Annotated in this window: 27 protein-coding genes and 1 other RNA gene; 15 read left to right on the top strand and 13 right to left on the bottom strand. The window is 41.2% G+C overall.

All coding sequences use genetic code 11. From position 1 onward, the window contains the following. Positions 1 to 18: 18 nt before the first annotated feature. From KPL72_RS11370 to KPL72_RS11350, 5 genes are all read right to left on the bottom strand, one after another. Positions 19 to 255 (bottom strand): BolA family protein, encoded by a 237-nt coding sequence (locus tag KPL72_RS11370; RefSeq protein WP_012070110.1) that lies wholly within the window; start codon positions 253 to 255, stop codon positions 19 to 21. A 211-nt stretch (positions 256 to 466) separates the two neighbouring features. Further along, complete coding sequence (locus KPL72_RS11365; protein WP_212915392.1) at positions 467 to 1,084, bottom strand: MlaC/ttg2D family ABC transporter substrate-binding protein; 618 nt, start codon at positions 1,082 to 1,084, stop codon at positions 467 to 469. 3 nt (positions 1,085 to 1,087) lie between these two features. Next, the gene (mlaD, locus tag KPL72_RS11360) at positions 1,088 to 1,552 is read right to left on the bottom strand and encodes an outer membrane lipid asymmetry maintenance protein MlaD (RefSeq protein WP_212915393.1); all 465 of its coding nucleotides are present in this window, start codon (positions 1,550 to 1,552) and stop codon (positions 1,088 to 1,090) included. Position 1,553: 1 nt separating this feature from the next. Continuing rightward, complete coding sequence (gene mlaE, locus KPL72_RS11355) at positions 1,554 to 2,336, bottom strand: lipid asymmetry maintenance ABC transporter permease subunit MlaE (RefSeq protein ID WP_212915394.1); 783 nt, start codon at positions 2,334 to 2,336, stop codon at positions 1,554 to 1,556. Next, positions 2,333 to 3,133, bottom strand: a complete 801-nt coding sequence (locus KPL72_RS11350) for an ABC transporter ATP-binding protein (protein WP_430010741.1) — start codon at positions 3,131 to 3,133, stop codon at positions 2,333 to 2,335. The genes mlaE and KPL72_RS11350 overlap by 4 nt, the downstream gene beginning before the upstream one ends. Before the next feature lie 127 nt (positions 3,134 to 3,260). Here KPL72_RS11350 and KPL72_RS11345 point away from each other — a divergent pair, with 127 nt between their 5' ends. The 10 genes from KPL72_RS11345 to KPL72_RS11300 all read left to right on the top strand — a co-directional run bounded on the left by KPL72_RS11345 (position 3,261) and on the right by KPL72_RS11300 (position 10,846). Then, positions 3,261 to 4,259: a calcium/sodium antiporter gene (locus tag KPL72_RS11345; RefSeq protein ID WP_219702804.1), complete on the top strand. Its 999-nt coding sequence runs from the start codon at positions 3,261 to 3,263 to the stop codon at positions 4,257 to 4,259. A gap of 98 nt (positions 4,260 to 4,357) precedes the next feature. Next, positions 4,358 to 4,837, top strand: a complete 480-nt coding sequence (lptC, locus tag KPL72_RS11340) for an LPS export ABC transporter periplasmic protein LptC (protein WP_249422214.1) — start codon at positions 4,358 to 4,360, stop codon at positions 4,835 to 4,837. Continuing rightward, a complete protein-coding gene (gene lptA / locus KPL72_RS11335; protein ID WP_212915397.1) occupies positions 4,821 to 5,348 on the top strand; it encodes a lipopolysaccharide transport periplasmic protein LptA in 528 nt (175 codons plus the stop codon). Before lptC ends, lptA begins: the two co-directional genes overlap by 17 nt. Next, the gene (gene lptB, locus KPL72_RS11330; protein WP_212915398.1) at positions 5,349 to 6,074 is read left to right on the top strand and encodes an LPS export ABC transporter ATP-binding protein; all 726 of its coding nucleotides are present in this window, start codon (positions 5,349 to 5,351) and stop codon (positions 6,072 to 6,074) included. 78 nt (positions 6,075 to 6,152) lie between these two features. Further along, a complete protein-coding gene (locus tag KPL72_RS11325; RefSeq protein WP_212915399.1) occupies positions 6,153 to 7,625 on the top strand; it encodes an RNA polymerase factor sigma-54 in 1,473 nt (490 codons plus the stop codon). Positions 7,626 to 7,642: 17 nt separating this feature from the next. Then, complete coding sequence (gene ptsN, locus KPL72_RS11320; protein WP_212915400.1) at positions 7,643 to 8,092, top strand: PTS IIA-like nitrogen regulatory protein PtsN; 450 nt, start codon at positions 7,643 to 7,645, stop codon at positions 8,090 to 8,092. A 9-nt stretch (positions 8,093 to 8,101) separates the two neighbouring features. Next, entirely contained in the window at positions 8,102 to 8,371 is a 270-nt protein-coding gene (locus KPL72_RS11315) for an HPr family phosphocarrier protein (RefSeq protein ID WP_212915401.1), read from the top strand. An 8-nt stretch (positions 8,372 to 8,379) separates the two neighbouring features. Next, a complete protein-coding gene (gene mgtE / locus KPL72_RS11310; RefSeq protein ID WP_219702802.1) occupies positions 8,380 to 9,732 on the top strand; it encodes a magnesium transporter in 1,353 nt (450 codons plus the stop codon). A 6-nt stretch (positions 9,733 to 9,738) separates the two neighbouring features. Then, the gene (gene yjgA / locus KPL72_RS11305) at positions 9,739 to 10,278 is read left to right on the top strand and encodes a ribosome biogenesis factor YjgA (protein ID WP_212915403.1); all 540 of its coding nucleotides are present in this window, start codon (positions 9,739 to 9,741) and stop codon (positions 10,276 to 10,278) included. Positions 10,279 to 10,477: 199 nt separating this feature from the next. After that, on the top strand, positions 10,478 to 10,846 hold the full coding sequence (locus KPL72_RS11300) for a methionine-R-sulfoxide reductase (RefSeq protein ID WP_219702801.1): 369 nt from the start codon (positions 10,478 to 10,480) through the stop codon (positions 10,844 to 10,846). Positions 10,847 to 10,988: 142 nt separating this feature from the next. Here KPL72_RS11300 and KPL72_RS11295 read toward each other — a convergent pair whose 3' ends face one another. The 5 genes from KPL72_RS11295 to KPL72_RS11275 form a co-directional block, all read right to left on the bottom strand. Next, on the bottom strand, positions 10,989 to 11,543 hold the full coding sequence (locus KPL72_RS11295) for a PIN domain-containing protein (protein ID WP_219702800.1): 555 nt from the start codon (positions 11,541 to 11,543) through the stop codon (positions 10,989 to 10,991). A gap of 9 nt (positions 11,544 to 11,552) precedes the next feature. Then, positions 11,553 to 12,017 (bottom strand): helix-turn-helix domain-containing protein, encoded by a 465-nt coding sequence (locus KPL72_RS11290; RefSeq protein ID WP_219702799.1) that lies wholly within the window; start codon positions 12,015 to 12,017, stop codon positions 11,553 to 11,555. A gap of 120 nt (positions 12,018 to 12,137) precedes the next feature. Further along, positions 12,138 to 12,728, bottom strand: coding sequence for a KilA-N domain-containing protein (locus KPL72_RS11285; protein ID WP_219702798.1), 591 nt, complete (start codon positions 12,726 to 12,728; stop codon positions 12,138 to 12,140). 246 nt (positions 12,729 to 12,974) lie between these two features. Next, the gene (locus tag KPL72_RS11280) at positions 12,975 to 14,585 is read right to left on the bottom strand and encodes a hypothetical protein (protein WP_219702797.1); all 1,611 of its coding nucleotides are present in this window, start codon (positions 14,583 to 14,585) and stop codon (positions 12,975 to 12,977) included. Then, on the bottom strand, positions 14,585 to 15,658 hold the full coding sequence (locus KPL72_RS11275) for a hypothetical protein (RefSeq protein ID WP_219702796.1): 1,074 nt from the start codon (positions 15,656 to 15,658) through the stop codon (positions 14,585 to 14,587). The genes KPL72_RS11280 and KPL72_RS11275 overlap by 1 nt, the downstream gene beginning before the upstream one ends. Positions 15,659 to 16,119: 461 nt before the next feature. Between KPL72_RS11275 and KPL72_RS11270 the strand changes: the two genes are divergently transcribed. Then, the gene (locus KPL72_RS11270) at positions 16,120 to 16,302 is read left to right on the top strand and encodes a hypothetical protein (protein WP_219702795.1); all 183 of its coding nucleotides are present in this window, start codon (positions 16,120 to 16,122) and stop codon (positions 16,300 to 16,302) included. 34 nt (positions 16,303 to 16,336) lie between these two features. Here KPL72_RS11270 and KPL72_RS11265 read toward each other — a convergent pair whose 3' ends face one another. Together KPL72_RS11265 and KPL72_RS11260 are read right to left on the bottom strand one after the other, a co-directional pair. Further along, a complete protein-coding gene (locus KPL72_RS11265) occupies positions 16,337 to 16,717 on the bottom strand; it encodes a hypothetical protein (RefSeq protein ID WP_219702794.1) in 381 nt (126 codons plus the stop codon). A 32-nt stretch (positions 16,718 to 16,749) separates the two neighbouring features. Next, positions 16,750 to 16,929 (bottom strand): Cro/CI family transcriptional regulator, encoded by a 180-nt coding sequence (locus KPL72_RS11260; protein ID WP_219702793.1) that lies wholly within the window; start codon positions 16,927 to 16,929, stop codon positions 16,750 to 16,752. A gap of 121 nt (positions 16,930 to 17,050) precedes the next feature. Between KPL72_RS11260 and KPL72_RS11255 the strand changes: the two genes are divergently transcribed. Further along, positions 17,051 to 17,674 carry a S24 family peptidase gene (locus tag KPL72_RS11255; protein ID WP_249422213.1) on the top strand — a complete coding sequence of 208 codons (624 nt, stop codon included), beginning with the start codon at positions 17,051 to 17,053 and terminating at the stop codon, positions 17,672 to 17,674. Between the two features lie 143 nt (positions 17,675 to 17,817). Then, positions 17,818 to 18,015 (top strand): carbon storage regulator CsrA, encoded by a 198-nt coding sequence (gene csrA, locus KPL72_RS11250; RefSeq protein WP_219702792.1) that lies wholly within the window; start codon positions 17,818 to 17,820, stop codon positions 18,013 to 18,015. A gap of 104 nt (positions 18,016 to 18,119) precedes the next feature. Here csrA and ffs read toward each other — a convergent pair. After that, an RNA gene (gene ffs, locus KPL72_RS11245) (signal recognition particle sRNA small type) lies at positions 18,120 to 18,216 on the bottom strand. A 220-nt stretch (positions 18,217 to 18,436) separates the two neighbouring features. Between ffs and KPL72_RS11240 the strand changes: the two genes are divergently transcribed. Together KPL72_RS11240 and hisI are read left to right on the top strand one after the other, a co-directional pair. Then, positions 18,437 to 19,318 (top strand): 6-carboxytetrahydropterin synthase, encoded by an 882-nt coding sequence (locus KPL72_RS11240; RefSeq protein ID WP_219702791.1) that lies wholly within the window; start codon positions 18,437 to 18,439, stop codon positions 19,316 to 19,318. Continuing rightward, entirely contained in the window at positions 19,315 to 19,728 is a 414-nt protein-coding gene (gene hisI, locus KPL72_RS11235) for a phosphoribosyl-AMP cyclohydrolase (RefSeq protein ID WP_219702790.1), read from the top strand. The genes KPL72_RS11240 and hisI overlap by 4 nt, the downstream gene beginning before the upstream one ends. Positions 19,729 to 19,986: the final 258 nt, after the last annotated feature.

The following is a 19,986-nucleotide window of genomic DNA, read 5'->3' as shown; positions in this document are numbered from 1 at the left end:
AATCTCTTATAATAGCTTTTATAGCTTGCTTATTTGTTCTGGCGTATAGGTTTTCATTGTAACGGCGTGAATAGCGCCACTAGAAATAGCTTCTTGAAGATGTGAATATACAAGCTGCTGCCTCTTAACTGTAGACAGGCCTTCAAATTCACTTGTCACTACAACTACTTGAAAATTACAACCTTCTCCCTCGGCAACCACTTCACAGTTACGGATAGAGGATTCTAAAAGTGCTTTAACTTCACCTGCGTTCACAGTCGCTCCAATAGATAAATATGCTTGATCTCACTATTCTACATGAGTACAGCCAACTACTTAACACCTCTATGCCCAACTCTGAATAAAAAACCACTTGTTTTCTAAGATTTTAATCAAGACTGACAATGCTCAGAGCCTAAAAAGCAAAAAACCCGAACCCACTTAATGGATTCGGATTCTATATCGTTGCAAAACAATAACGCCTAAATTAAGACTTCTTAGCTAAAGACTCTTTCCAGGCTGAGATAGCAAGGTCAATATCGTTTTTATTTTGCTGCATCATAACGCCAAACTGCTTACGAAAAGTTAAGCCGAAGTTGATATTATTAATTACAACATTACTCAACATCCAAACACCTTTTTTAGATTCTTCCATATAAAAACTGATATTTAACATACCACCAGCCTCCATTTGGAAATCAACATCAACCTTTGTCTCCCTGCCACTCCCTTGAGGGCCTAAAGGCAAAACCTTAATTCGATCGGCATCAAGCTCAAGCAAAGAAGTACCGTATGTTTTCAACAAGGTATCTTTAGTCACATTAACAAAGCGAGTACGCTGCTCAGGCGACGCTCTTCGATAATATTTGCCCATCACTTTTTTAGAAAAATCATCGAAATCGACCACTTTCGTTAAAATACTATCAACTCGTTCTTCTAACAAAGCTGGATCTTTAGACAATACCGCCTTATCAGCGACAATATCAGTTCGAAAGGCATCTACCACTTTAATAACGGCATCCCTTGCACCTTCAGAGCTAGACCAAGTCAGACCCGAGCCGAGCAAAGCAAAAACAAAAATAACACCAGATAAAATCTTAGACATATACTACTTCTCCGAATCGCCACCTTTGAACAAAAACTGACTAATCAAAGTCTCCAAAACTAGAGCCGATTGAGTGTCATAAATCTCGCTGCCATTTTTAAGCATCTCATCATCAGCACCAATAGAAATACCCAGATATTTCTCGCCCAACAAACCACTTGTCAAAACAGCAATAGAACTATCTGTAGGAATATTGTTAACGTCTGAATCTATATTCATTGTGACTAAAGCCATATATAAGTCCTTATCAAACGTGATGGACTCAACATTACCAACTGCTACACCAGCAATAGACACTTTAGCCCGGCTTGTTAGCCCAGCAATATCATCAAATCTAGCAACGACCTGATAAGTATCTTTCTTACTTGAAAAAGCAAGACCACTAACCTGAACAGCCAAATAAACAAGAGCTGCAACGCCCAATACAATAAAACACCCAACCATCAACTCTGAACGTTTACTTCTCATGCTAAAAATCCCCAAACATAGCGGCGGTTAATACAAAATCTAAAGCCAAAATAGCCAATGAACCTAAAACCACTGTACGAGTGGTTGCCTTACCAATCCCTTCAGAAGTAGGAACACACTCATACCCTTGATAAACTGCTATCCAAGTAACAACCACTGAAAAACATAACGCCTTAATAAGACCATTCAGAATATCAGTATCAAAATACACGGACTGCTGCATTGATGACCAAAATGCACCATCGTAAACACCTAACCACTCGACCGACACAAGATGTCCACCAAGGATACCAGATGCAGAAAAAATCAAACTCAAGATAGGCAAACAAATCACACCAGCAATAAAGCGAGGCGCAATCACTCGTCTCAGCGGGTCTACCCCCATCATCTCAAAACTAGATAATTGCTCAGTTGCTTTCATCAATCCAATTTCAGCAGTCAAAGAAGACCCAGCACGACCTGCAAATAAGAGCGCCGTCACTACAGGAGAGAGCTCTCTCAACAAAGAAAGCGCCAACAACTGACCAACGGCCTCTTCTGAGCCAAACTTAGCGAGAATGCTGTAACCTTGAAGTGACAGCACCATGCCAATAAAAGCACCAGAAACAATAATAATAACAAGAGACAACACACCAACAGAGTAAAGCTGCTTCACTAATAAATTAACGGACTCCTTAAAGCGTACCGGCAATCTAAAAATACTTTGCACTAGAAATATTCCAGCCCGGCCAACCGCTTCAAGCCAATCCAGCAGCGACGCCCCTAACAATCCAATACTTTTCATAACGCCACCCTGCCAGAGACATCTTCTTCTGGATAATGAAAGGGAACAGGACCATCAGGCTCACCGTTCAGAAATTGTTTTACCTCTGGATCATCAGATGCTCGAATCTCATCAGCAGAACCTTCAGCTATAACCCGCCCACCAGCCAAAATACAAACATGATCAGCGATAGAAAGAGACTCTTCAACATCATGAGAAACAAGAACCGACGTGATATGTGCAGAATCATTAAGCTGACGAATCAACTTCACAAGAACCCCTTTCGATATTGGATCTTGTCCAGTAAAAGGTTCATCGTACATAACAAGCTCTGGATCTAAAGCAATCGCGCGAGCCAAAGCAACACGACGAGCCATACCGCCAGACAATTCCGATGGCATCAAATTAACAGCACCTCGCAAACCAACGCTGTAAAGCTTATCAGCCACAATATCCGCGATTTTCTTTGCATCGTACTTAGTGTGCTCCTCCATTGGAAAAGCAATATTCTCAGCAACGGTCATATCACTAAATAAAGCACCACTTTGGAAAAGCATGCCCATTTTCTTTCGCACCTTATAAAGTTCGGAGCGAGACAAGGCATGAACGTCTTGACCATCCACTAAAATCTTGCCCGAATCTGGCGCAAGCTGTGCCGCAATCAAACGCAGCAGCGTCGTTTTTCCTGTTCCACTAGGCCCCATTACCGCAGTAATTTTACCTCGTGGAATAGTAAGGGAAACGTTCTCATAAATAGACCGCTCCCCCCTTGAAAAACTAACATTTTGGACTTTTATATAAGCATCTACCACTGACACACCTTTTTAATCCCTATAAAATATTGCCAGATACTAACATCGCCCCCCGATAAATAAAATCGCGACACAGCCAAATCCATTTTGTTTATAAGATCAAGCCTTGAATTTCAACGTCAAACCTCATTAAATGGTACTCCCTGTATCTATGAGTAATATCAATACCATGCTGTTGTTTTCAATCGCCCTAATTCTAGGCTTAATTTTACTCGTAATGAGTTCCGACAAATTTATAGAACACTCTGCACTTGTAGCAGAGAAACTAAATGTTAATCCAATGATAATAGGCATTACATTAGTCGCGTTCGGCACATCAGCACCAGAAATGGTCGTTTCAGCCATTGCCGCACTGGATAACGCCCCTGAAATTGCCGTCGGCAACGTCCTCGGATCTAACATTGCTAATATCGCTCTTGTCTTCGGTATCACATTGTTATTCTCCTCGATCCCAATAGCGTCGGGCCTATCATCAAAAGAAGTCCCTCTTGTATTGGCAATCACACTGCTAGCAGGATTTTTACTGTTTGATCAGACCCTTGGCGTATGGGATGGAATCATATTAATTGCTGCTTTTATCATTATTTTGGTGATTTTATTGAAAGGCAGTAAAGATTTAGAAAATGATTTAAAAGCAGACCTTCCCGAAGATGATGGCTCTTCTATTGGCAAATCTTTGTTGATTGCCTTTATTGGTCTTGCTGTCTTAATAGGTAGCTCAAAATTACTTGTTTGGGGAGCAATTGGCATAGCGACCGCTTTAGGCGTAAGCGAATTGGTTATAGGCCTTACTATCGTTGCTGTCGGAACCAGCTTACCAGAGCTTGCAGCTTCAGTTAGCAGCGTACGAAAAGGTCATCACGACATAGCAATTGGTAACATCTTAGGGTCAAACATCTTCAACTTGGCAACTGTACTTCCTCTACCGGGCTTAATTGCACCAGGATTAATTGATGGAAGCGTAACAAGCCGAGACTTCCCTTGGGTATTAGGCTTAACCGTCGCTCTTGCTCTTGCCATTTTCATCTTCAAAAGAACGAAGAACAACAGCATCCCTCGATGGGTAGGTATACCGCTGATTGCTTCTTATGGCGTTTATTTATTTATCATTAGCACAAACGGTTCGGTGTAATGCTTTCGCTTAAACAACTAATAAAACCCAAAAACCTCTCGATCATAGGGGCTGCTTTACTATTAGCGGCTTCTTTAGGATGGTATGGGACGACACCTATGCAAAACTTGGTTCAAACTGAATCACTAAGCAGCTCACCCGACTATTTCATCACTAAAGTCAAAGTGAAAGAGTTTGATACCGATGGAGTTCTAATTGAAACACTCGACGCAGAACAAACACTGCATTATATAGCTAAATCCAGAACCTTATTAGAAACTCCGAGCATTGAACGCTACACAAAATCAGGTCAATGGAGCGCAAAAGCAGATAAAGGGGTTATTGAAGACGGAAGTAATGATATTCTATTAACCGAAAACGCTAGAGCAACTAAAAAATACCTCCAATCTGAAGATATAAAGCTCAGTGCAGACAACATACATTACTTAGATAAAGATCAATCACTAACCAGCTATGGAAACGCGACACTTATCTCCACTCAAGGAGAGACTTCTGCTGGAGAAATTAAAACTTATATCAATTCAGAAGAAGTCGTGATGACAGGATCTGTACGAGGAAAATATGAAACGATTCATTAACATCAGCGTGTTGCTCACTTCGGCCCTAATTGGCCAATACGCATACGCACTGCCTGACGACACAAGTAAACCATTAGAAATACAGGCAGATGAAGCATTATTCGACCAAAACTCAGGCGAAGCAATATACAAAGGTAATGTATTTGTTAAACAAGGTACCATTGAAATTCAAGCGCAATACCTTAAAGTAACAACCGATCCAAAGACTCGACAATTCAGCAGCCTAGAAGCCACAGGAAAGCCTGCGAAATTTAGCCAGCAAATAGATTGGAGCGGCAACATTGTTATTAGCAAAGGTAACGAAATACATTACCTAACAAGCGAATCAAAACTAGAAATCATCGGCGACGGCTATTTAAGTAGAATGCAAAATTCCATCACTGCAGACTACATCCTTTATATGGTCGATGACGGCACTTTCAGTGCTGAGAAAAAAGATTCAGGGCGCGTTTCAATGACTTTACAGCCACAAGCGCCAAAAGATAAACAAGCACCTGAGACCAAAAAATAGATGGCTATACTAGAGGCAAAACACCTTGCAAAGAGTTACAAAAAACGCCAAGTCGTAAAGGATGTATCTATTTCCGTTGAGTCAGGCCAAGCCGTTGGCCTACTCGGCCCTAATGGCGCGGGTAAGACAACCTGCTTTTATATGATAGTTGGCATGGTAGCAAACGATGCTGGCGGCATATTTATTGACGGCCAAGATATTACTCATGACGCGATGCACACACGTGCTCAAAAAGGCGTTGGCTACCTTCCTCAAGAGGCATCTATTTTTAGAAAAATGTCTGTAGAGGATAATATTCTAGCCATCTTAGAAACACGCAAAAAACTAACAAAAGCGCAACAACAAGAAAGACTAGAAGAGCTCTTAGAAGAGTTCCATATCACTCATATTCGCACCAACCTAGGAATGGCCTTATCAGGAGGAGAAAGACGCCGGGTCGAAATAGCGAGAGCTGTTGCCATGAACCCAAAATTCATCTTACTTGATGAACCATTTGCTGGCGTAGACCCTATTTCCGTTGGTGATATAAAGCACATTATCAAACACCTCCAAGAGAGTGGAATCGGCGTCCTAATTACCGATCACAACGTCAGAGAGACATTAGACATCTGCGATAAAGCTTACATTGTTGGTAATGGCTACATCATTGCATCTGGCGATGCCAGTACCGTCATCAACAATGAACAAGTAAAAAAGGTCTATTTAGGCGACGACTTCCGTCTGTAACCCCTTATCATTGCTGTAGAAAGGGAGTAGTATGCACAACTCGTTCCAATTCATTCAATTAGAAGAAAGAGTTGCTCTATGAAGCAGTCTTTACAATTAAAGCTCGGTCAGCAGCTGACCATGACGCCACAACTGCAACAGGCTATCCGCTTGCTGCAGCTTTCTACGTTGGATTTAAAACAAGAAATTCACGAATTCCTTGAGTCTAATCCACTACTTGAGCTCGACGACGACGAACAAATTCATAGCGACATCCCTGCCAGTATAGAATCAAAAAGTGCTGCAGATACAACAGTCGACAACAATAGCGAAGAAGCACGCGTAGAGTCCGAGTGGACAGAAAGTATCCCAGAAGAACTGTCCATCGACAGTAACTGGGATGACACCTACCAAAGCTCTGCGGCCGTCAGTGATCATAACAGCTACGAAGGCGATAGCGACTTCGAAAGCCGAAATGCACCAGCAGAAAGCATACAAGACCATTTAATATGGCAATTAAATTTAACTCACATGTCAGATCGCGACATCGAAATCGCTTACGCCATCATTGAATGCGTCCAACCCGATGGCTACTTAAGCATTTCCCCCGATGACATTTGTGAGTCCCTTTGTACAGAACTAGAAGAGCTTGAGTTAGACGAAGTCATTGCTGTACAACACAGACTACAACGCTTTGACCCTGTTGGCGTATGCTCGATCGACCTACGCGACTGCCTTCTTGTGCAACTGGAAGCTTTCCAGAGCCACCCTCTATACAAGAGCACACACAATCTTATTGATCATTACCTACCCTTGTTAGGTAACCGAGATTTTGCTCAGTTAAGCCGCAAAACAAAATTAAAAGACGAAGCACTAAAAGAAGTCGTCAATTTGATCCAACAGCTTAACCCACGCCCTGGCTCAGTGATCGACGCAGATGACACCGACTACGTTATTCCAGACGTCACCGTAAAAAAACGCCATGACGTATGGCAAGTTGAACTAAATAACGACGCGTTGCCGCCCATCAAAATCAATGAGACTTACTCAGCGATGGCTAGCACAGCAACAACCGCCGAAGATGCCACCTACATCAAAACCTCTCTTCAAGAAGCAAAATGGTTCATGAAGAGCTTGCAGAGCCGCAACGAAACATTATTAAAAGTGGCCAGCTGCATAGTAAGTCGACAAATTGATTTCTTCGAACTTGGCGAAGAAGCCATGAAACCCATGGTTCTTCACGATGTTGCAGAAGAAGTTGGCATGCATGAATCAACTATATCTAGGGTAACAACCCAGAAATACATGCACACACCTAAAGGTATTTTTGAGCTAAAGTACTTCTTCTCCAGCCATGTCAACACAGCCTCTGGCGGAGAATGTTCTTCTACAGCAATACGAGCTATGATTAAAAAGCTTGTATCAGATGAACCAGCAAAAAAACCACTAAGTGACAACAAGCTAGCTGCTATTTTAGCAGACCAAGGCATACAGGTTGCTCGACGTACTGTTGCCAAATATCGAGAGGCGATGAACATCCCTCCTTCCAATGAACGAAAACGACTGATCTAAACGGAAACCATTTTATCATGTCCTTGAAATCATTATTAAAAGCGGAACTCGTTCTCGCAAAACAAGATATTGTTAGTAAGAAACGTGTCCTTGAAAGCATTGCGGAAGTCGCTTCAAATCGACTACATTGCGACAACGAAGCCATCTATGACGCATTACTTGGTCGAGAGAAACTAGGCAGCACAGGCATTGGCAACGGCATCGCTATTCCACATTGCCGTCTAGAGTCTGCAAACCACACCGCTATCGTTGTTATGTCTCTACAAACGCCTATTGATTTCGACTCCATCGACAAAAGAGCGGTTGACCTAATATTTGCTCTAATTGTTCCACCTCATGAGTGCGATCAACACCTTGCAACTTTAGCCCAAATCGCCGAGCTTGCTCAGTCTCCAGAAGCATTGGACAAGCTGCGTACAGCACAAACCAATGAAGAACTATTCAATATTTTTGACTCATTAATATAGGGAAACAGCATGCAGGAAGAGTCCGTCACAATTATAAACAAACTTGGCTTGCATGCTCGCGCTGCCGGCAAACTAGTTGAAACAACCACTCGCTTCTCTTGCGACATCACCATAGAAAAAGACAGCCGCAATGTTGACGGCAAAAGCATTATGGCAATGATGATGCTGGCCGCTGGTAAAGGCACAGAAATTCGTGTCAAAACCAATGGTGAAGACGAAAAAGACGCAATAAAGGCGGTGATAGAATTAATCAACAATCGCTTTGGTGAAGACGAGTAAAACCTTCTATGTCAGAGCAAAACACGCTTAATCACCTTCAAACGGTTACTGAATCGCTTGAATCCGGTGCCACCATGCAAATCCGTTATCTACTTAACGGGGCTTTGCCTGCACAAGATGTTGCTCGTCTATTAGAGTCCTCCCCTCCCAAAGAGCGTAAGCTTCTTTGGGAGTTAATCGAAGCAAAAAACGAAGGTGAAGTACTTCAATATCTAAGCGAAGATATTGGTGTACAGTTCATGAAAAACATGGATACAGAGCGACTCATCGCCGTATCCGAACACTTTGAAAGCGATGACCTTGCCGACTTACTTCAACACCTACCAGAAAAGGTCGTAAAAGAAGTTCTTGCGTCAATGTCCTCGCAAGACAGAACAAGAGTTGAAGCACTATTAAGCTACTCGGAAGATTCCGCCGGCGGTTTGATGAACACGGACACCATCACCATACGTCCAAACATCACCGTCGATCTGGTTTTCCGCTATCTACGCAGGCACTCAACCCTGCCTGACATGACTGATAACCTACTTGTTGTTAGCCGATCAGATCGCTTATTAGGCACCCTCCCCCTCACCAAACTATTGGTATCTGATGTTAGCGCAACCGTGCGCGACATCATGGAAACAGAATTCACGGTCATTGATGCAGAGACACCAGCCAGCGAAGTAGCACAGCTTTTCGAAAAAATGGACTTGGTTTCTGCACCTGTTATTGACAGCAAAACCAAAAAGCTACTTGGCCGCATCACCATCGATGACGTTGTAGATGTTATCCGAGATGAAGCCGAACACTCCATGTTAAGCATGGCAGGTCTTGATGATGATGAAGATACCTTCGCACCCATCATGAAAACCACTAAGCGACGCGCAGTGTGGCTTGGCATAAACCTAATAACGGCTTTTACCGCATCCTACGTCATAGGTTTATTCCAAGAGACGCTAGACCAAGTTGTTGCATTAGCTATACTCATGCCAATCGTTGCTAGCATGGGCGGTATAGCTGGCTCTCAAGTACTCACACTGGTTATTCGCGGTATCGCACTCAATCAGATAGGCTCCACCAATACTCGCTGGTTACTCAACAGAGAGCTCATCGTTGGACTCATAAATGGCCTTCTTTGGGCAACGGTTATCGCCGCCCTCACCGCACTTTGGTTTGACAACATCAAGATTGCCTATATCATTGCGGGCGCCATCATAATAAATCTGCTATTTGCTGCAGCCACTGGTACACTTCTGCCGATTTTGCTAAAAAAAATCGGTATCGACCCTGCCTTAGCTGGCAGCGTAATTTTGACTACCGTGACCGACGTGGTTGGATTTTTATCCTTCCTTGGTCTCGCTACTATTTTTCTAATATAGGTTCCCATGACAGACTTTGATCAATTTGAAAACAACGAAGAAGAAATCCCTAAAAGCAAAACCCAGATCAAGCGTGAAATGGAAGCCCTGCAAGATCTTGGAAAAAAACTATTAGGCCTAAGTAAAAACCAACTTAAAAAAGTGGAAATGTCTGACACATTACGCGAAGCATTCGTTGAAGCTGGCCGCATAAAGCAACATGAAGCCATGAGAAGACACTTGCAATACATCGGCAAGGTAATGCGCACAGAAGACCATGAAGCTATAGCCCATCGTGTCGCACTTTTCGACTCAACATCTGCCGCTTACAACAAGCTATTTCATCAGCTTGAAATTAAGCGCGATGCACTAATTGGCGAAAACAGCAAAGAAGAGCTGTCGCAATATTTAGAGGAAAATCCTCAAGTTGAAGACATTCAACTGCTTAGACAGCTAATCCGCCAATCTCAAAAAGAAGTATCACAAGCAGGCAACACCACAAACCGTAAAAAGCTTTTCCGCTTCTTACGCGAAGCCGAAGAAAAGCGTCTAGGGTTAACTGAATAAATTCCAACCCAACCCAACCCAAAATGAAGCGTTGACACATAAAAGAGCCTGTCTTTAAGACGGGCTTTTTATCATCAAAAAAAAACAACACTCATAAAAACTCGAACTCACAGTGCAATTTATTGTCTTACTCTACAACAATAAGGCATGACATAATTATGCTAACAACGCCCACCATAGCGACAGGAGAACAAGTCTTATGAGTAAACCATACAACAAACTTACACCTGTAGAAGCCAGTGTAATCCTTGATAAAGGTACAGAACGCCCATTTACTGGAGAATACACCGACACCATGGAAGGCGGCCTATACATCTGCCGCCAATGTGACGCACCACTTTATACCTCAGAACACAAATTCATCTCTCATTGCGGCTGGCCAAGCTTTGACGACGAAATTCCCAATGCAGTAAAACGTGTCCCTGACGCCGACGGCCGACGTATAGAAATCGTCTGCGCCAATTGCGAAGGCCACTTAGGTCACGTATTTGAAGGGGAAAGACTGACCGAAAACAACATCCGTCATTGCGTTAACTCCATCTCCATGAAGTTCGTAAGCCAAGATTGATCACTTAGTTCAAAGCGCGAAAACAATAAAACCGCCCAAGTGGCGGTTTTATTGTTTCTATGACTGTTTTATTGGTGGCGTCTGAAATACAAAAAATCATCTGAAGCCGGTACTTTAAAAACAACACAAGACAGCTCTTAAATCATGACCCTCTTACTAAATGCGTAAAACTTGGCACTGAACGATCAAGCTTTATTAGCAAATCTTCGACTGTGATCTCCGGATCTTTATATACACGAGCAAAATTATCTAAAGCCAGCATGACACCCTTTTTCTCATTCGTGAACAAGAAACACATCAACTCATCTCTTGTCATTGCCCTAACCCCATACTCAGCCAATAATTTTGCTGGAAAGTCTTTAATGTTATCTGTCGCAATAATATTACAACCCGTCTTTACTGCGGCGGCCAGAACATGACGATCATCTGGATCAGGAAGATCAAACTGATTTATTAATGGCTCGTAGCCTAAAACATAGCGATCAAAAAAGGACGCCTTAATCGAATTTACCTGCTTAATAATGACGTCTTTACTTTCGGGATACCTGCGAATTAAAGCATTAGACCATTCTGCATCTATCTTATCAGTCCAAAAGAACTGAGTAGTACACTCATCTAACTGCACCAAATTAAGAAACACCATCCTCAATGGCTGTGAATACAGGGCATTTGCATCCAGCAAAATTTTATCGTCCATAACAATCCCTTACATAGAATCTGACTCTTGCTCAAAGTTAGCAATTAAACTAAGAGTCTCTTCTCTTGATCCCTTGGCACTAGAAAGCTTCTCTTTAAATAACAACACATCTGCCATTTTTACACGATGATGTGTACCCACTTTCATAGATGGAATTTGCCCAGCTAAAATATAGCCTGTTACCTTTGGTCGTGACATCCCAAGAAATTTAGCCGCCACTGCAGGACTAACCATTTTATCAAAGTCAATCTGCTGTTCAAAGAACTGATCATCGCCATCCTTAGCCAATTGACCTAACACTTGAACAAGTGCATCAAGCGTCAATTTGGGTAATTCAAATTCAGCTTTTTGACCATTTTTGAGTAACACATCAATTTTTAACGTATCAAGATCCGCTTGATGCAGCTTCAGGTACTGCTGCGCTTTGATTATTGCACTGGTATCCGGCTCAACATTTAAATTTGTTTTAATCATTCGAGTAACCTCTCACCCTTAACACTATCAAGGCAAGCTAAAAGCCAGCCTCAGTAACAGCAAACATAAATGAAACATCTGAAAATATCCAGATTTTTCAGTTATTTCACTTAAATGTTTTTAATCTAGGCTTTGTACATTCGAAAAAAAGACAATAAAGACGATCATAGCGCCCTTGACGCGCGCGATGGTTTGGTCAACCCATGCGGGGTTGGTTTGGATTCTGGCGAGTTGTTCTTGGTAGTTTCGGATGGTTTGGATCATAGCCATGATGTCGGTGGCGGATACGACGGCGATGCTTTCTGTTATTCCTAGGGATTTGGCGACATCGTTAATGAGTTTGAGCTTTTCGTCGTCTTGGATAGGGGCGGGTAAGGATTGTTGCACCAGTTCGGGTTCTGGCCGTTGGGCTTGCTCAAAGGCGCGGATGACTTCTAAGTTGAACTTCGGGCTGATCCACATGACGTAAGCGTAAACCAATTCTTTGCACACCCAAGTGCCTTGATTTTCGCCACCTCTTATTGCTTTTGCACCGATACCCATTTCTGGGCAACGCTCAATTTCTTCTATTAACTCTTTAGTTTTTTCTATTCGAATAAAACGATTCGGTTCATGGCGCTTTTCACTGCCAGCCGCTTTATGAAGATCATTAAGAGAATACAATCCGTCGAGTGTGCGGATGTCTTTTGAAGAGATAATTAAATGAGCCATCTATGGCCTCCTGCGAGTCTATTTGACCACCTCGTGAGGTTGCAATCTCAATAAGGTGGTGGATCTAAGTTCAGGTTGCAACAACCGCCCAAAGGCACGGCCCAACCGAAGTTGGCCTGAAGCAGACCCACCATAACAGGCGAATCTCGGCCACAAAAAAACACGCGGTGCGTGTTTTAGGCTGCCATGGTAAAAACGGGGTGAGTTTCTGAGCACTGGATTTTGCCAGTGCAAGGTAATGGTAGATCAGGATTTAGGAGGGGTCAAAAAGCTATTGTCTTTTTCTAAACCAAAATTTATATGGGCATTATTTAAGTTCAAAATAATTTCCTCAGACTCTATATTCGTATTAGCTGGTAAAGGCGCAACGGCTTCATTAGTTGATTTATACAACCAACAAACTGTAATCAGCGTAAAAGCACAGATCAAAAACCAAACAAAACAATATAAATTTCTTTTCCTATCAATATATGTAGATTCTTTTTTAGATACTAAATCCACATTGATAATTTTATTAAGATCCGACTCATTCAGAAGATCTTTATATCTATTCCTAACTTCAGCATATCGCTCTAGAAGTCTTTTTTTGTCAACATTAATTTCAAAAATAGACACCCCAAAGTAAATACTTGAAATAATGACTAATAGGAAAGCAACTACAAGAACCTCATAACTTATAGTACCTCCCAAGCTCTTACCACTGATAGCTCTTAGTAAGAATACAGTCACAAAGAAGGTCATAAAAGTCCAGATCCCAGCTTTTACGGTAGAAAATACACTTTTAGTCAAATCAAGCGCTTTATCCGACTGTCCATATAAGAACTCATTTATTTTGTTTTTTATCTCGATATATTGCTTGACGTTTTCCTTAAGATAAAGATCATAACCGGATAAAATAGAGTCTAAAACGCCACCTTCCATATTAAGAAGACGCCCCTGAACCAGATGTATTGATATTACATTTCTAGCCACTCCAATTTTATCGACAAAACTCCCGTCTGAATAAGCCCATGAAAAAACATTATAAATCTCATCATGTTTAGACTCCTTCATTTCAATAAACGACAGTGTATCAAGAACTTTCTTATAACCTTTAATCTGTATTTCTAAATCATCATCATGAACAGAAGAAAAATCCGATATAAAAATAAGACATAACCACCCCAGAATACCATTTAAAATATCAGATATCCCATCATAAGCATCACCACTAATAATCTTAAAATCATCAGGAATTAAAAAGTTATTTTTAGCATTAACAAAGTGGCTTACTTTGGCCCTATCTGCTATGAAACGCTCTCTTTTTTGCTTATTAACAGAATGCGAAGCTGGATAATGTTCAGAGCGTGGATAAGTCGAGAAAAAATAAATTGAATCACTATTAAAAGAACTCATATCTTCCCAAAACCTAAACTCAATTTTTTCATTGAAGTTAAATTTAGAAAACTCTTCCAAAAGAGCTTGGGCTTTTAAGGTAGATAAGTATAAAAAGAAAGCTGTTTTATCAAATATATCAACAGATGATTCACTGCGTAAATCTAAAACCTCCAACTCAAATTCAACTAATTCATCATCATCTAAAGCTTGAACTTCTTGTTTCAATTCACTCATTTTTTCAGAGTAATCATCTTTGTTTGTAGAAAACCTTACACTACTCCCAAAGCCACCAAATGAAATCTGTAAATTTTTCCCCTCAACTAATTTAAATAAATCAAACAACTCGTCAACATTAGGATAGAAAATTTCCTCAGCTTTTACTTTAGCTTTCACTTGAAAGCTATCAAAGCTACTAATGTAAACTTTAAAATCAGAAGCAAAAAACAACCTTATAAGATCATTAGCAAAAGAGTTAATCACTACTCACCTTTCTCAAATTCTCTATATCCAAGTTCAGAATATATTTTAATAAATTTACGACCATCAGTCTCTATCCCAGCTTTGATTTTCCCTTTCAAATCTTTAAGATCACCTTTAATGTTCAAATCAAAAAATTCATCCAAAACAACAGTGCTACTTAATCTTGACTTAATCGCACTTTTAGTAATATCAAAGGCTCTATCAAAGCCTTTTATATCAGGAAGAGACTCAATTTCAGTTATTATATCTGGGAAAATCTCACCAAATTTATACGACTTAATTTCGTCATAATTTTCAACCTTATTTAAAATATTTTTATTTTCAACTGTATGGTTTTTAATCATCGATACAACATCATCGAAAACAAAGCCATCATTATTTCTATAATAATTAATCATTCCATTTTTAAGTAAAAGATAATCATATCTTGAATCTTTTTTAACTTTGTTTAAAACCTTATCTATCGATGTATAAGATTCAAAAGTATTTATTTCAGATGAAACCAATGGTTCAGCACAAAGAAATCTATCACACCAAAACTTTGAGATCTTACTATTACTATCGGAAACCAAGAGTTCTGAAATTTCATTTCCGTCAAATGTAATTAAAGCAGTCTTTTGTGTTCTAGTTTTTTCTGAGGGCAATCCATCAGTAAGTTTCAGAGTTGTCAAGTCTAGAAACTCATTATCATCAACTTTTATTATGAGATATTTATTTAAACCATCATGATTAAAGTAAACTTGAATTAAGACCCCTTTACTTACTTCATTTTTTAACTTTTTAATTATCTTTTGTACTTCCAATTCTTCAGAATGCAGCTTCTTAACAATATCTTCTGAAATAGCTTCAAAAGTTTCACTTTTATTAATAAGTGATAAAAGTCTAGATGGGACCAATTCGAAGGGTTCAACAAACCTAAATTTACAACTTCTAGGGCTAGCAATCACATCCTCAACAACCATATTAATATATTGCTCTAAATAACTTGTGTCTGCAGGGAATGCAACATCAACTGGGTCTGTAGCATGTACACTTAATTTATGTAATGTATGACCATAAGAAATAACTGGCACTAAAACCTCCTGTTTCGTACACCGCATCCATGCTTTATTCAGAATAGAATAACACTGTATGCATGTACAGTATATTTAAAAATTTACATAATCTTGACTCGAATATAACCATTTCACTGTGAAAACACCAACCCCCACTCCCCCAACGCTTTGCGCATCTGTTCTCTCGAATGGGTGTGCATGTAGCGTTTGTCCAGTCCGTCACGTTCGTGGTTGAGTAGCACTCCCCCTCTTGCCATTAATAAGAAAGCCCGGTCGATCCCTGCTCTTCTTGTCTTGCCAGCTGTCACAGGCGCGTTTGCATATGTCGTGACTTGTAAACTTGATGCCGACGTCGTCGCTGAGGCTTTGGTGTCAACGCTCTATGGTGCGTGTGGTAATGGGTTTGATGCCTTTTCACGCTGAATATGTAGGTGCCACGTTTGGGCAGGCTGTTGATGAGGTCTATGGCGTGTTGGGTGATGGGCAAGCGGTGCTCTTTGCCGTTTTTGGTGTTCTCTGGCGGGATGTACCATTCCAGTTGGTTGGGAGAAAAAATGTTTCCATTCGGCAAGACTGGTTTCGCCCTCGCGGGTCGCGTGGAGCAGTTGGGTCATGAAGAAGACGCGACGTTGCTTTGGTTGCTTATTGATGGAAGCCAGTAATGCGGGTAAATCGTGGGGTTTTATAGCGCCACAGTTAAGATTTTAAGCACTCTTCTCGAACACCCTTTTCTTTACAAACATTACTCTTCTGTTTAAAAAAGTGTTCACGGACGCACATGGCAAGCTGTACGTCAAAGTTAGGATGGTGAAACTGGATATCCGCCGTGAGTGCTTCAAGTATATGGGATACCGCTTTCAGTGTGCCTATATCCTTCATGGCGTTGTCTATTAGCTTCAAGGTAGTAACAAGCTGTTGGCAGTTTGGTGTCTCTTGCAAACCGGCACGGTAAAACTCACGAATAACCGATGAGCATTCGCTACTTAATCTTGATAAAGCCTTAGCCGTTCGTAATAAATTTGGGGCGGCCTGAATACCCAAAAGCAGATCGTTCGCAGTCTTCTTTCCTGACAACACAAAAAAGCACCTTTTCCAGTGATTGACTAGGCTTAACGCGAATAAAGCTTGGCATCGTATTTCAATGCACCACAAGTTAGCTTTTCTATTCTCAAGGCTTGCTTCTCTGGAATCACAGATCCCCATTGAGAAACCGAGCTTCGAGTAATGTTTAATGACTGCGCTAAACGCCGCTGACTCCCAAAGTGTTTAATCACTTTTTCCTTATACATAACCAATCCTTACGAAAAACCACCAAAAGTTCACTTTTATAAACATTACAAGTAAATAAAAATAAACTCAAGATAGTTTAGTATTCTTAACATGGATATTTCAGATAGAATCAGACAAAAAATGACGGAGCAAAATCTAAAAGCCGTCGACATAGCGAGAATGACGGGTGCGACCAAAGGGTCTGTCAGTCAATGGCTCAACGGTATTTCTTCGCCTGGCGGAAAGTACATTGTATCTCTCACAAAGGCGCTACATTGTGATGCAAACTGGTTATTTTCAGGCATCGCCGCTGCACCAAGAAATACACATGCGTTGAGCCCCTCACACGAAAGCACTCAACCAACCACCAAGCTCATACCAGTTATTAGCCATGAAATGGCTTTTATATGGGGTAAAGACAGCGATTATTCATCTTTAGGAAAAGACGTACTATGGGAACATGGGCCATCGTCAGTTAGCCTGCAAGCGTTTTGGCTAGAAGTGGTTGGTGACAGCATGATCTCCCCCAATGGCCCAAGTATTGGCGAAGGCCATTTGATTTTAGTCGATCCACAGCTTCCAGCAAAAAACGACTGCCTCGTGGTAGCAAAATTCAATAACACCCACGACATCACATTTAAAAAGCTTATTATTGATGCGGGACAAATGTATTTAAAACCATTAAACCCAGATTATCGTCCTATTGAATTTAATGAGCACTGCCAGATCATTGGTGTCGTGATAGAAGCTAAATATCTCTTTTAGCGGGTAGTCAGCCCGCTTCTTTTCCAATCTTTCCGCGTTTATATTCCTACCCCCTCCAACCTAAGTATATTTTTATTGACAAAATAAAGTACATTTAACTAAACTTTGAGTTTGTGAAAATAAACTTTTTAAGGATATCTAACGTGCTAATTCTGACTCGACGCTCTAATGAAACCATCAATATCGGCGATGACATTCAAATAACCGTTCTAGGCATAAAAGGCGGACAAGTCCGAATCGGTGTGGCGGCACCCAAAGACGTGACAGTACATCGCGAAGAAATTTATAAACGCATTGAAGCAGAAAAACAAAGAGTAGAGCCTGAATCTTATTGGCCGTAATGACATAAGCAAAATAAAAATATCGCTAACGCAAGAGAATACAAAGAAATAAAAATGATGTGAAAAAGGCAGAGTTTAGAACTTTGGGGAGATTAAGGTGGCATCTCTACCAGCCGCACCTCGGCACACAAGTCCACCGCTGTGGCTGCTTCCTTCCGGACCTGACCAGATTAACGGTTTATCGTTGCGAGGGGACCAGCAGAGACACCATAAAGGAGGCTTGTTGACCTTGGGGCGCAATTATACGCAGCCAAATCGAAATATCAACCGCCTTTCTTATGTATTTTCAAATACTTAAATCTTTCTGCTTATAAGCCCCTTCCTACTCTTGTTCCTATGCTTGCGCTTTTTAGTATCGAGCTATAACGCTGCTTCTATTTACGGTAAGATACGCGCCATTAAGAATCATAGGAGTAGCGAGTTGAAGCTATTTGTAAAAAACCTAACCCACGTGGATTTTTCCTACTTTGACGCCACACGTGGTTTGTTGGGCGAAAGCTGGCAGACAGACATTGTGCTGACCGGCAAGTTAAACGATGAAAGCATGATTTGTGATTTCAGTATCGTGAAAAAACAAATCAAGAAATGGCTGGATGACAACATTGATCACATGCTGGCGATTCCTGCTGAGCACAGCGGATCAACTATGACTCCATTAGCTGATGATCGCGTATCCTTTCACTTTGATCATAGTAAAACCACAGCTGACGACAAACGCGTGTTTCAATGTGACACACCTACTCAAGCCATTTGCGTATTGCCAATGACCGAAATCACACCAGAAGCGGTTGCTAAATGGGTTGAGTCGCAAATTCTTAATCTGCTGCCAGCGGAATTAGAAGCCGTTAGCGTGCGTTTTTCACCAGAGCAAATTACTGGCGCACAATATCAATACAGCCATGGTTTGAAAAAACACGCAGGTAATTGCCAACGTATTGCTCATGGTCATCGTTCTACGGTTGAGATTTACGCCGATGGCGCACGTAATGCTGCAATGGAACACGATTGGGCAAAGCGTTGGGAAGACATCTATTTAGGCACCCAAGAAGATTTGATAAGTCAGGTCACTGAAAACGGTGTAAATTATCACTGCTTTAGCTACACAAGCCAGCAAGGTTTGTTTGAGCTAAAAATCGACAGCAATCAAGTCTACATGCTGGATTGCGATACCACAGTTGAATCGCTTTCCGCACACATTGCCGATGTATTAGCAGAAGAGAATCCAGGTGTGCACATTGAAGCCCACGGTTTTGAGGGCATTGGTAAAGGCGCAATTTCAGAAAAAATAAAGGCCAGAATATGAGCTTACAAGAATACGAAAACCTCGCCAAAGGCGAGAAGCTATCTCTAGATACAGTATTAGCGAATCTAAAAACAGACGAGCATGGTTTAATCGCGGCCATCGCACAACAACATGATACTGGTGAAGTTTTGATGCTGGCGTACATGAACGAGAAATCGATTCGTGAGACGTTAGAAACGGGCCAAGTGTGTTACTGGTCTCGCTCACGCCAAACTTACTGGCGTAAAGGTGAAAGCTCAGGGCATCGCCAAACGCTAGTATCCATGTCATTTGACTGTGATGGTGACGCGATTCTAATCAAGGTTAATCAACAAGGTCCAGCCTGCCACACAAATCGACGCGACTGCTTCTTTTTTACTGTTGACGGCAATGACGTGGTTATCAGCTCCGCACCATCAGAGAACAATTAAGCCCTCAAGAATGCACAAAAATAGAGCATAACGGGAAAAACCGCTATGCTTCTCCTCCCTTTTTACGTTATCTTACTATTCGCCAGCTTTGCTTGCACATTCCCTACAGAGTGCATATTCAAGCTTGAGCAATAAAAAAAACAAAATAAATTAGATCCTCTCTAAACACGTGGATATTTTTGCCAAGCTTTAGATCAAATAAAGTACAGGTTGCGGGGACGATATAAGCCAACATCCTTCGTACGAGATAATGCAACT

Source organism: Marinomonas lutimaris, from assembly GCF_019426345.1.
Taxonomy (GTDB): domain Bacteria; phylum Pseudomonadota; class Gammaproteobacteria; order Pseudomonadales; family Marinomonadaceae; genus Marinomonas; species Marinomonas lutimaris.
This window is presented reverse-complemented; position numbering and strand designations above follow the sequence as displayed.

Excerpts from the sequence above, each read along its gene's own strand:
- lptB (WP_212915398.1), top strand. The coding sequence starts at position 5,349 with ATGGCTATACTAGAGGCAAAACACCTTGCAAAGAGTTACAAAAAACGC.
- KPL72_RS11325 (WP_212915399.1), top strand. The coding sequence starts at position 6,153 with ATGAAGCAGTCTTTACAATTAAAGCTCGGTCAGCAGCTGACCATGACG.
- KPL72_RS11315 (WP_212915401.1), top strand. The coding sequence starts at position 8,102 with ATGCAGGAAGAGTCCGTCACAATTATAAACAAACTTGGCTTGCATGCT.
- mgtE (WP_219702802.1), top strand. The coding sequence starts at position 8,380 with ATGTCAGAGCAAAACACGCTTAATCACCTTCAAACGGTTACTGAATCG.
- KPL72_RS11300 (WP_219702801.1), top strand. The coding sequence starts at position 10,478 with ATGAGTAAACCATACAACAAACTTACACCTGTAGAAGCCAGTGTAATC.
- lptC (WP_249422214.1), top strand. The coding sequence starts at position 4,358 with ATGCAAAACTTGGTTCAAACTGAATCACTAAGCAGCTCACCCGACTAT.
- hisI (WP_219702790.1), top strand. The coding sequence starts at position 19,315 with ATGAGCTTACAAGAATACGAAAACCTCGCCAAAGGCGAGAAGCTATCT.
- KPL72_RS11285 (WP_219702798.1), bottom strand. The coding sequence starts at position 12,728 with ATGGCTCATTTAATTATCTCTTCAAAAGACATCCGCACACTCGACGGA.
- KPL72_RS11290 (WP_219702799.1), bottom strand. The coding sequence starts at position 12,017 with ATGATTAAAACAAATTTAAATGTTGAGCCGGATACCAGTGCAATAATC.
- KPL72_RS11255 (WP_249422213.1), top strand. The coding sequence starts at position 17,051 with ATGACGGAGCAAAATCTAAAAGCCGTCGACATAGCGAGAATGACGGGT.
- KPL72_RS11295 (WP_219702800.1), bottom strand. The coding sequence starts at position 11,543 with ATGGACGATAAAATTTTGCTGGATGCAAATGCCCTGTATTCACAGCCA.
- ptsN (WP_212915400.1), top strand. The coding sequence starts at position 7,643 with ATGTCCTTGAAATCATTATTAAAAGCGGAACTCGTTCTCGCAAAACAA.
- mlaD (WP_212915393.1), bottom strand. The coding sequence starts at position 1,552 with ATGAGAAGTAAACGTTCAGAGTTGATGGTTGGGTGTTTTATTGTATTG.
- yjgA (WP_212915403.1), top strand. The coding sequence starts at position 9,739 with ATGACAGACTTTGATCAATTTGAAAACAACGAAGAAGAAATCCCTAAA.
- KPL72_RS11345 (WP_219702804.1), top strand. The coding sequence starts at position 3,261 with ATGGTACTCCCTGTATCTATGAGTAATATCAATACCATGCTGTTGTTT.
- KPL72_RS11270 (WP_219702795.1), top strand. The coding sequence starts at position 16,120 with ATGGGCAAGCGGTGCTCTTTGCCGTTTTTGGTGTTCTCTGGCGGGATG.
- mlaE (WP_212915394.1), bottom strand. The coding sequence starts at position 2,336 with ATGAAAAGTATTGGATTGTTAGGGGCGTCGCTGCTGGATTGGCTTGAA.
- KPL72_RS11365 (WP_212915392.1), bottom strand. The coding sequence starts at position 1,084 with ATGTCTAAGATTTTATCTGGTGTTATTTTTGTTTTTGCTTTGCTCGGC.
- lptA (WP_212915397.1), top strand. The coding sequence starts at position 4,821 with ATGAAACGATTCATTAACATCAGCGTGTTGCTCACTTCGGCCCTAATT.
- KPL72_RS11260 (WP_219702793.1), bottom strand. The coding sequence starts at position 16,929 with ATGTATAAGGAAAAAGTGATTAAACACTTTGGGAGTCAGCGGCGTTTA.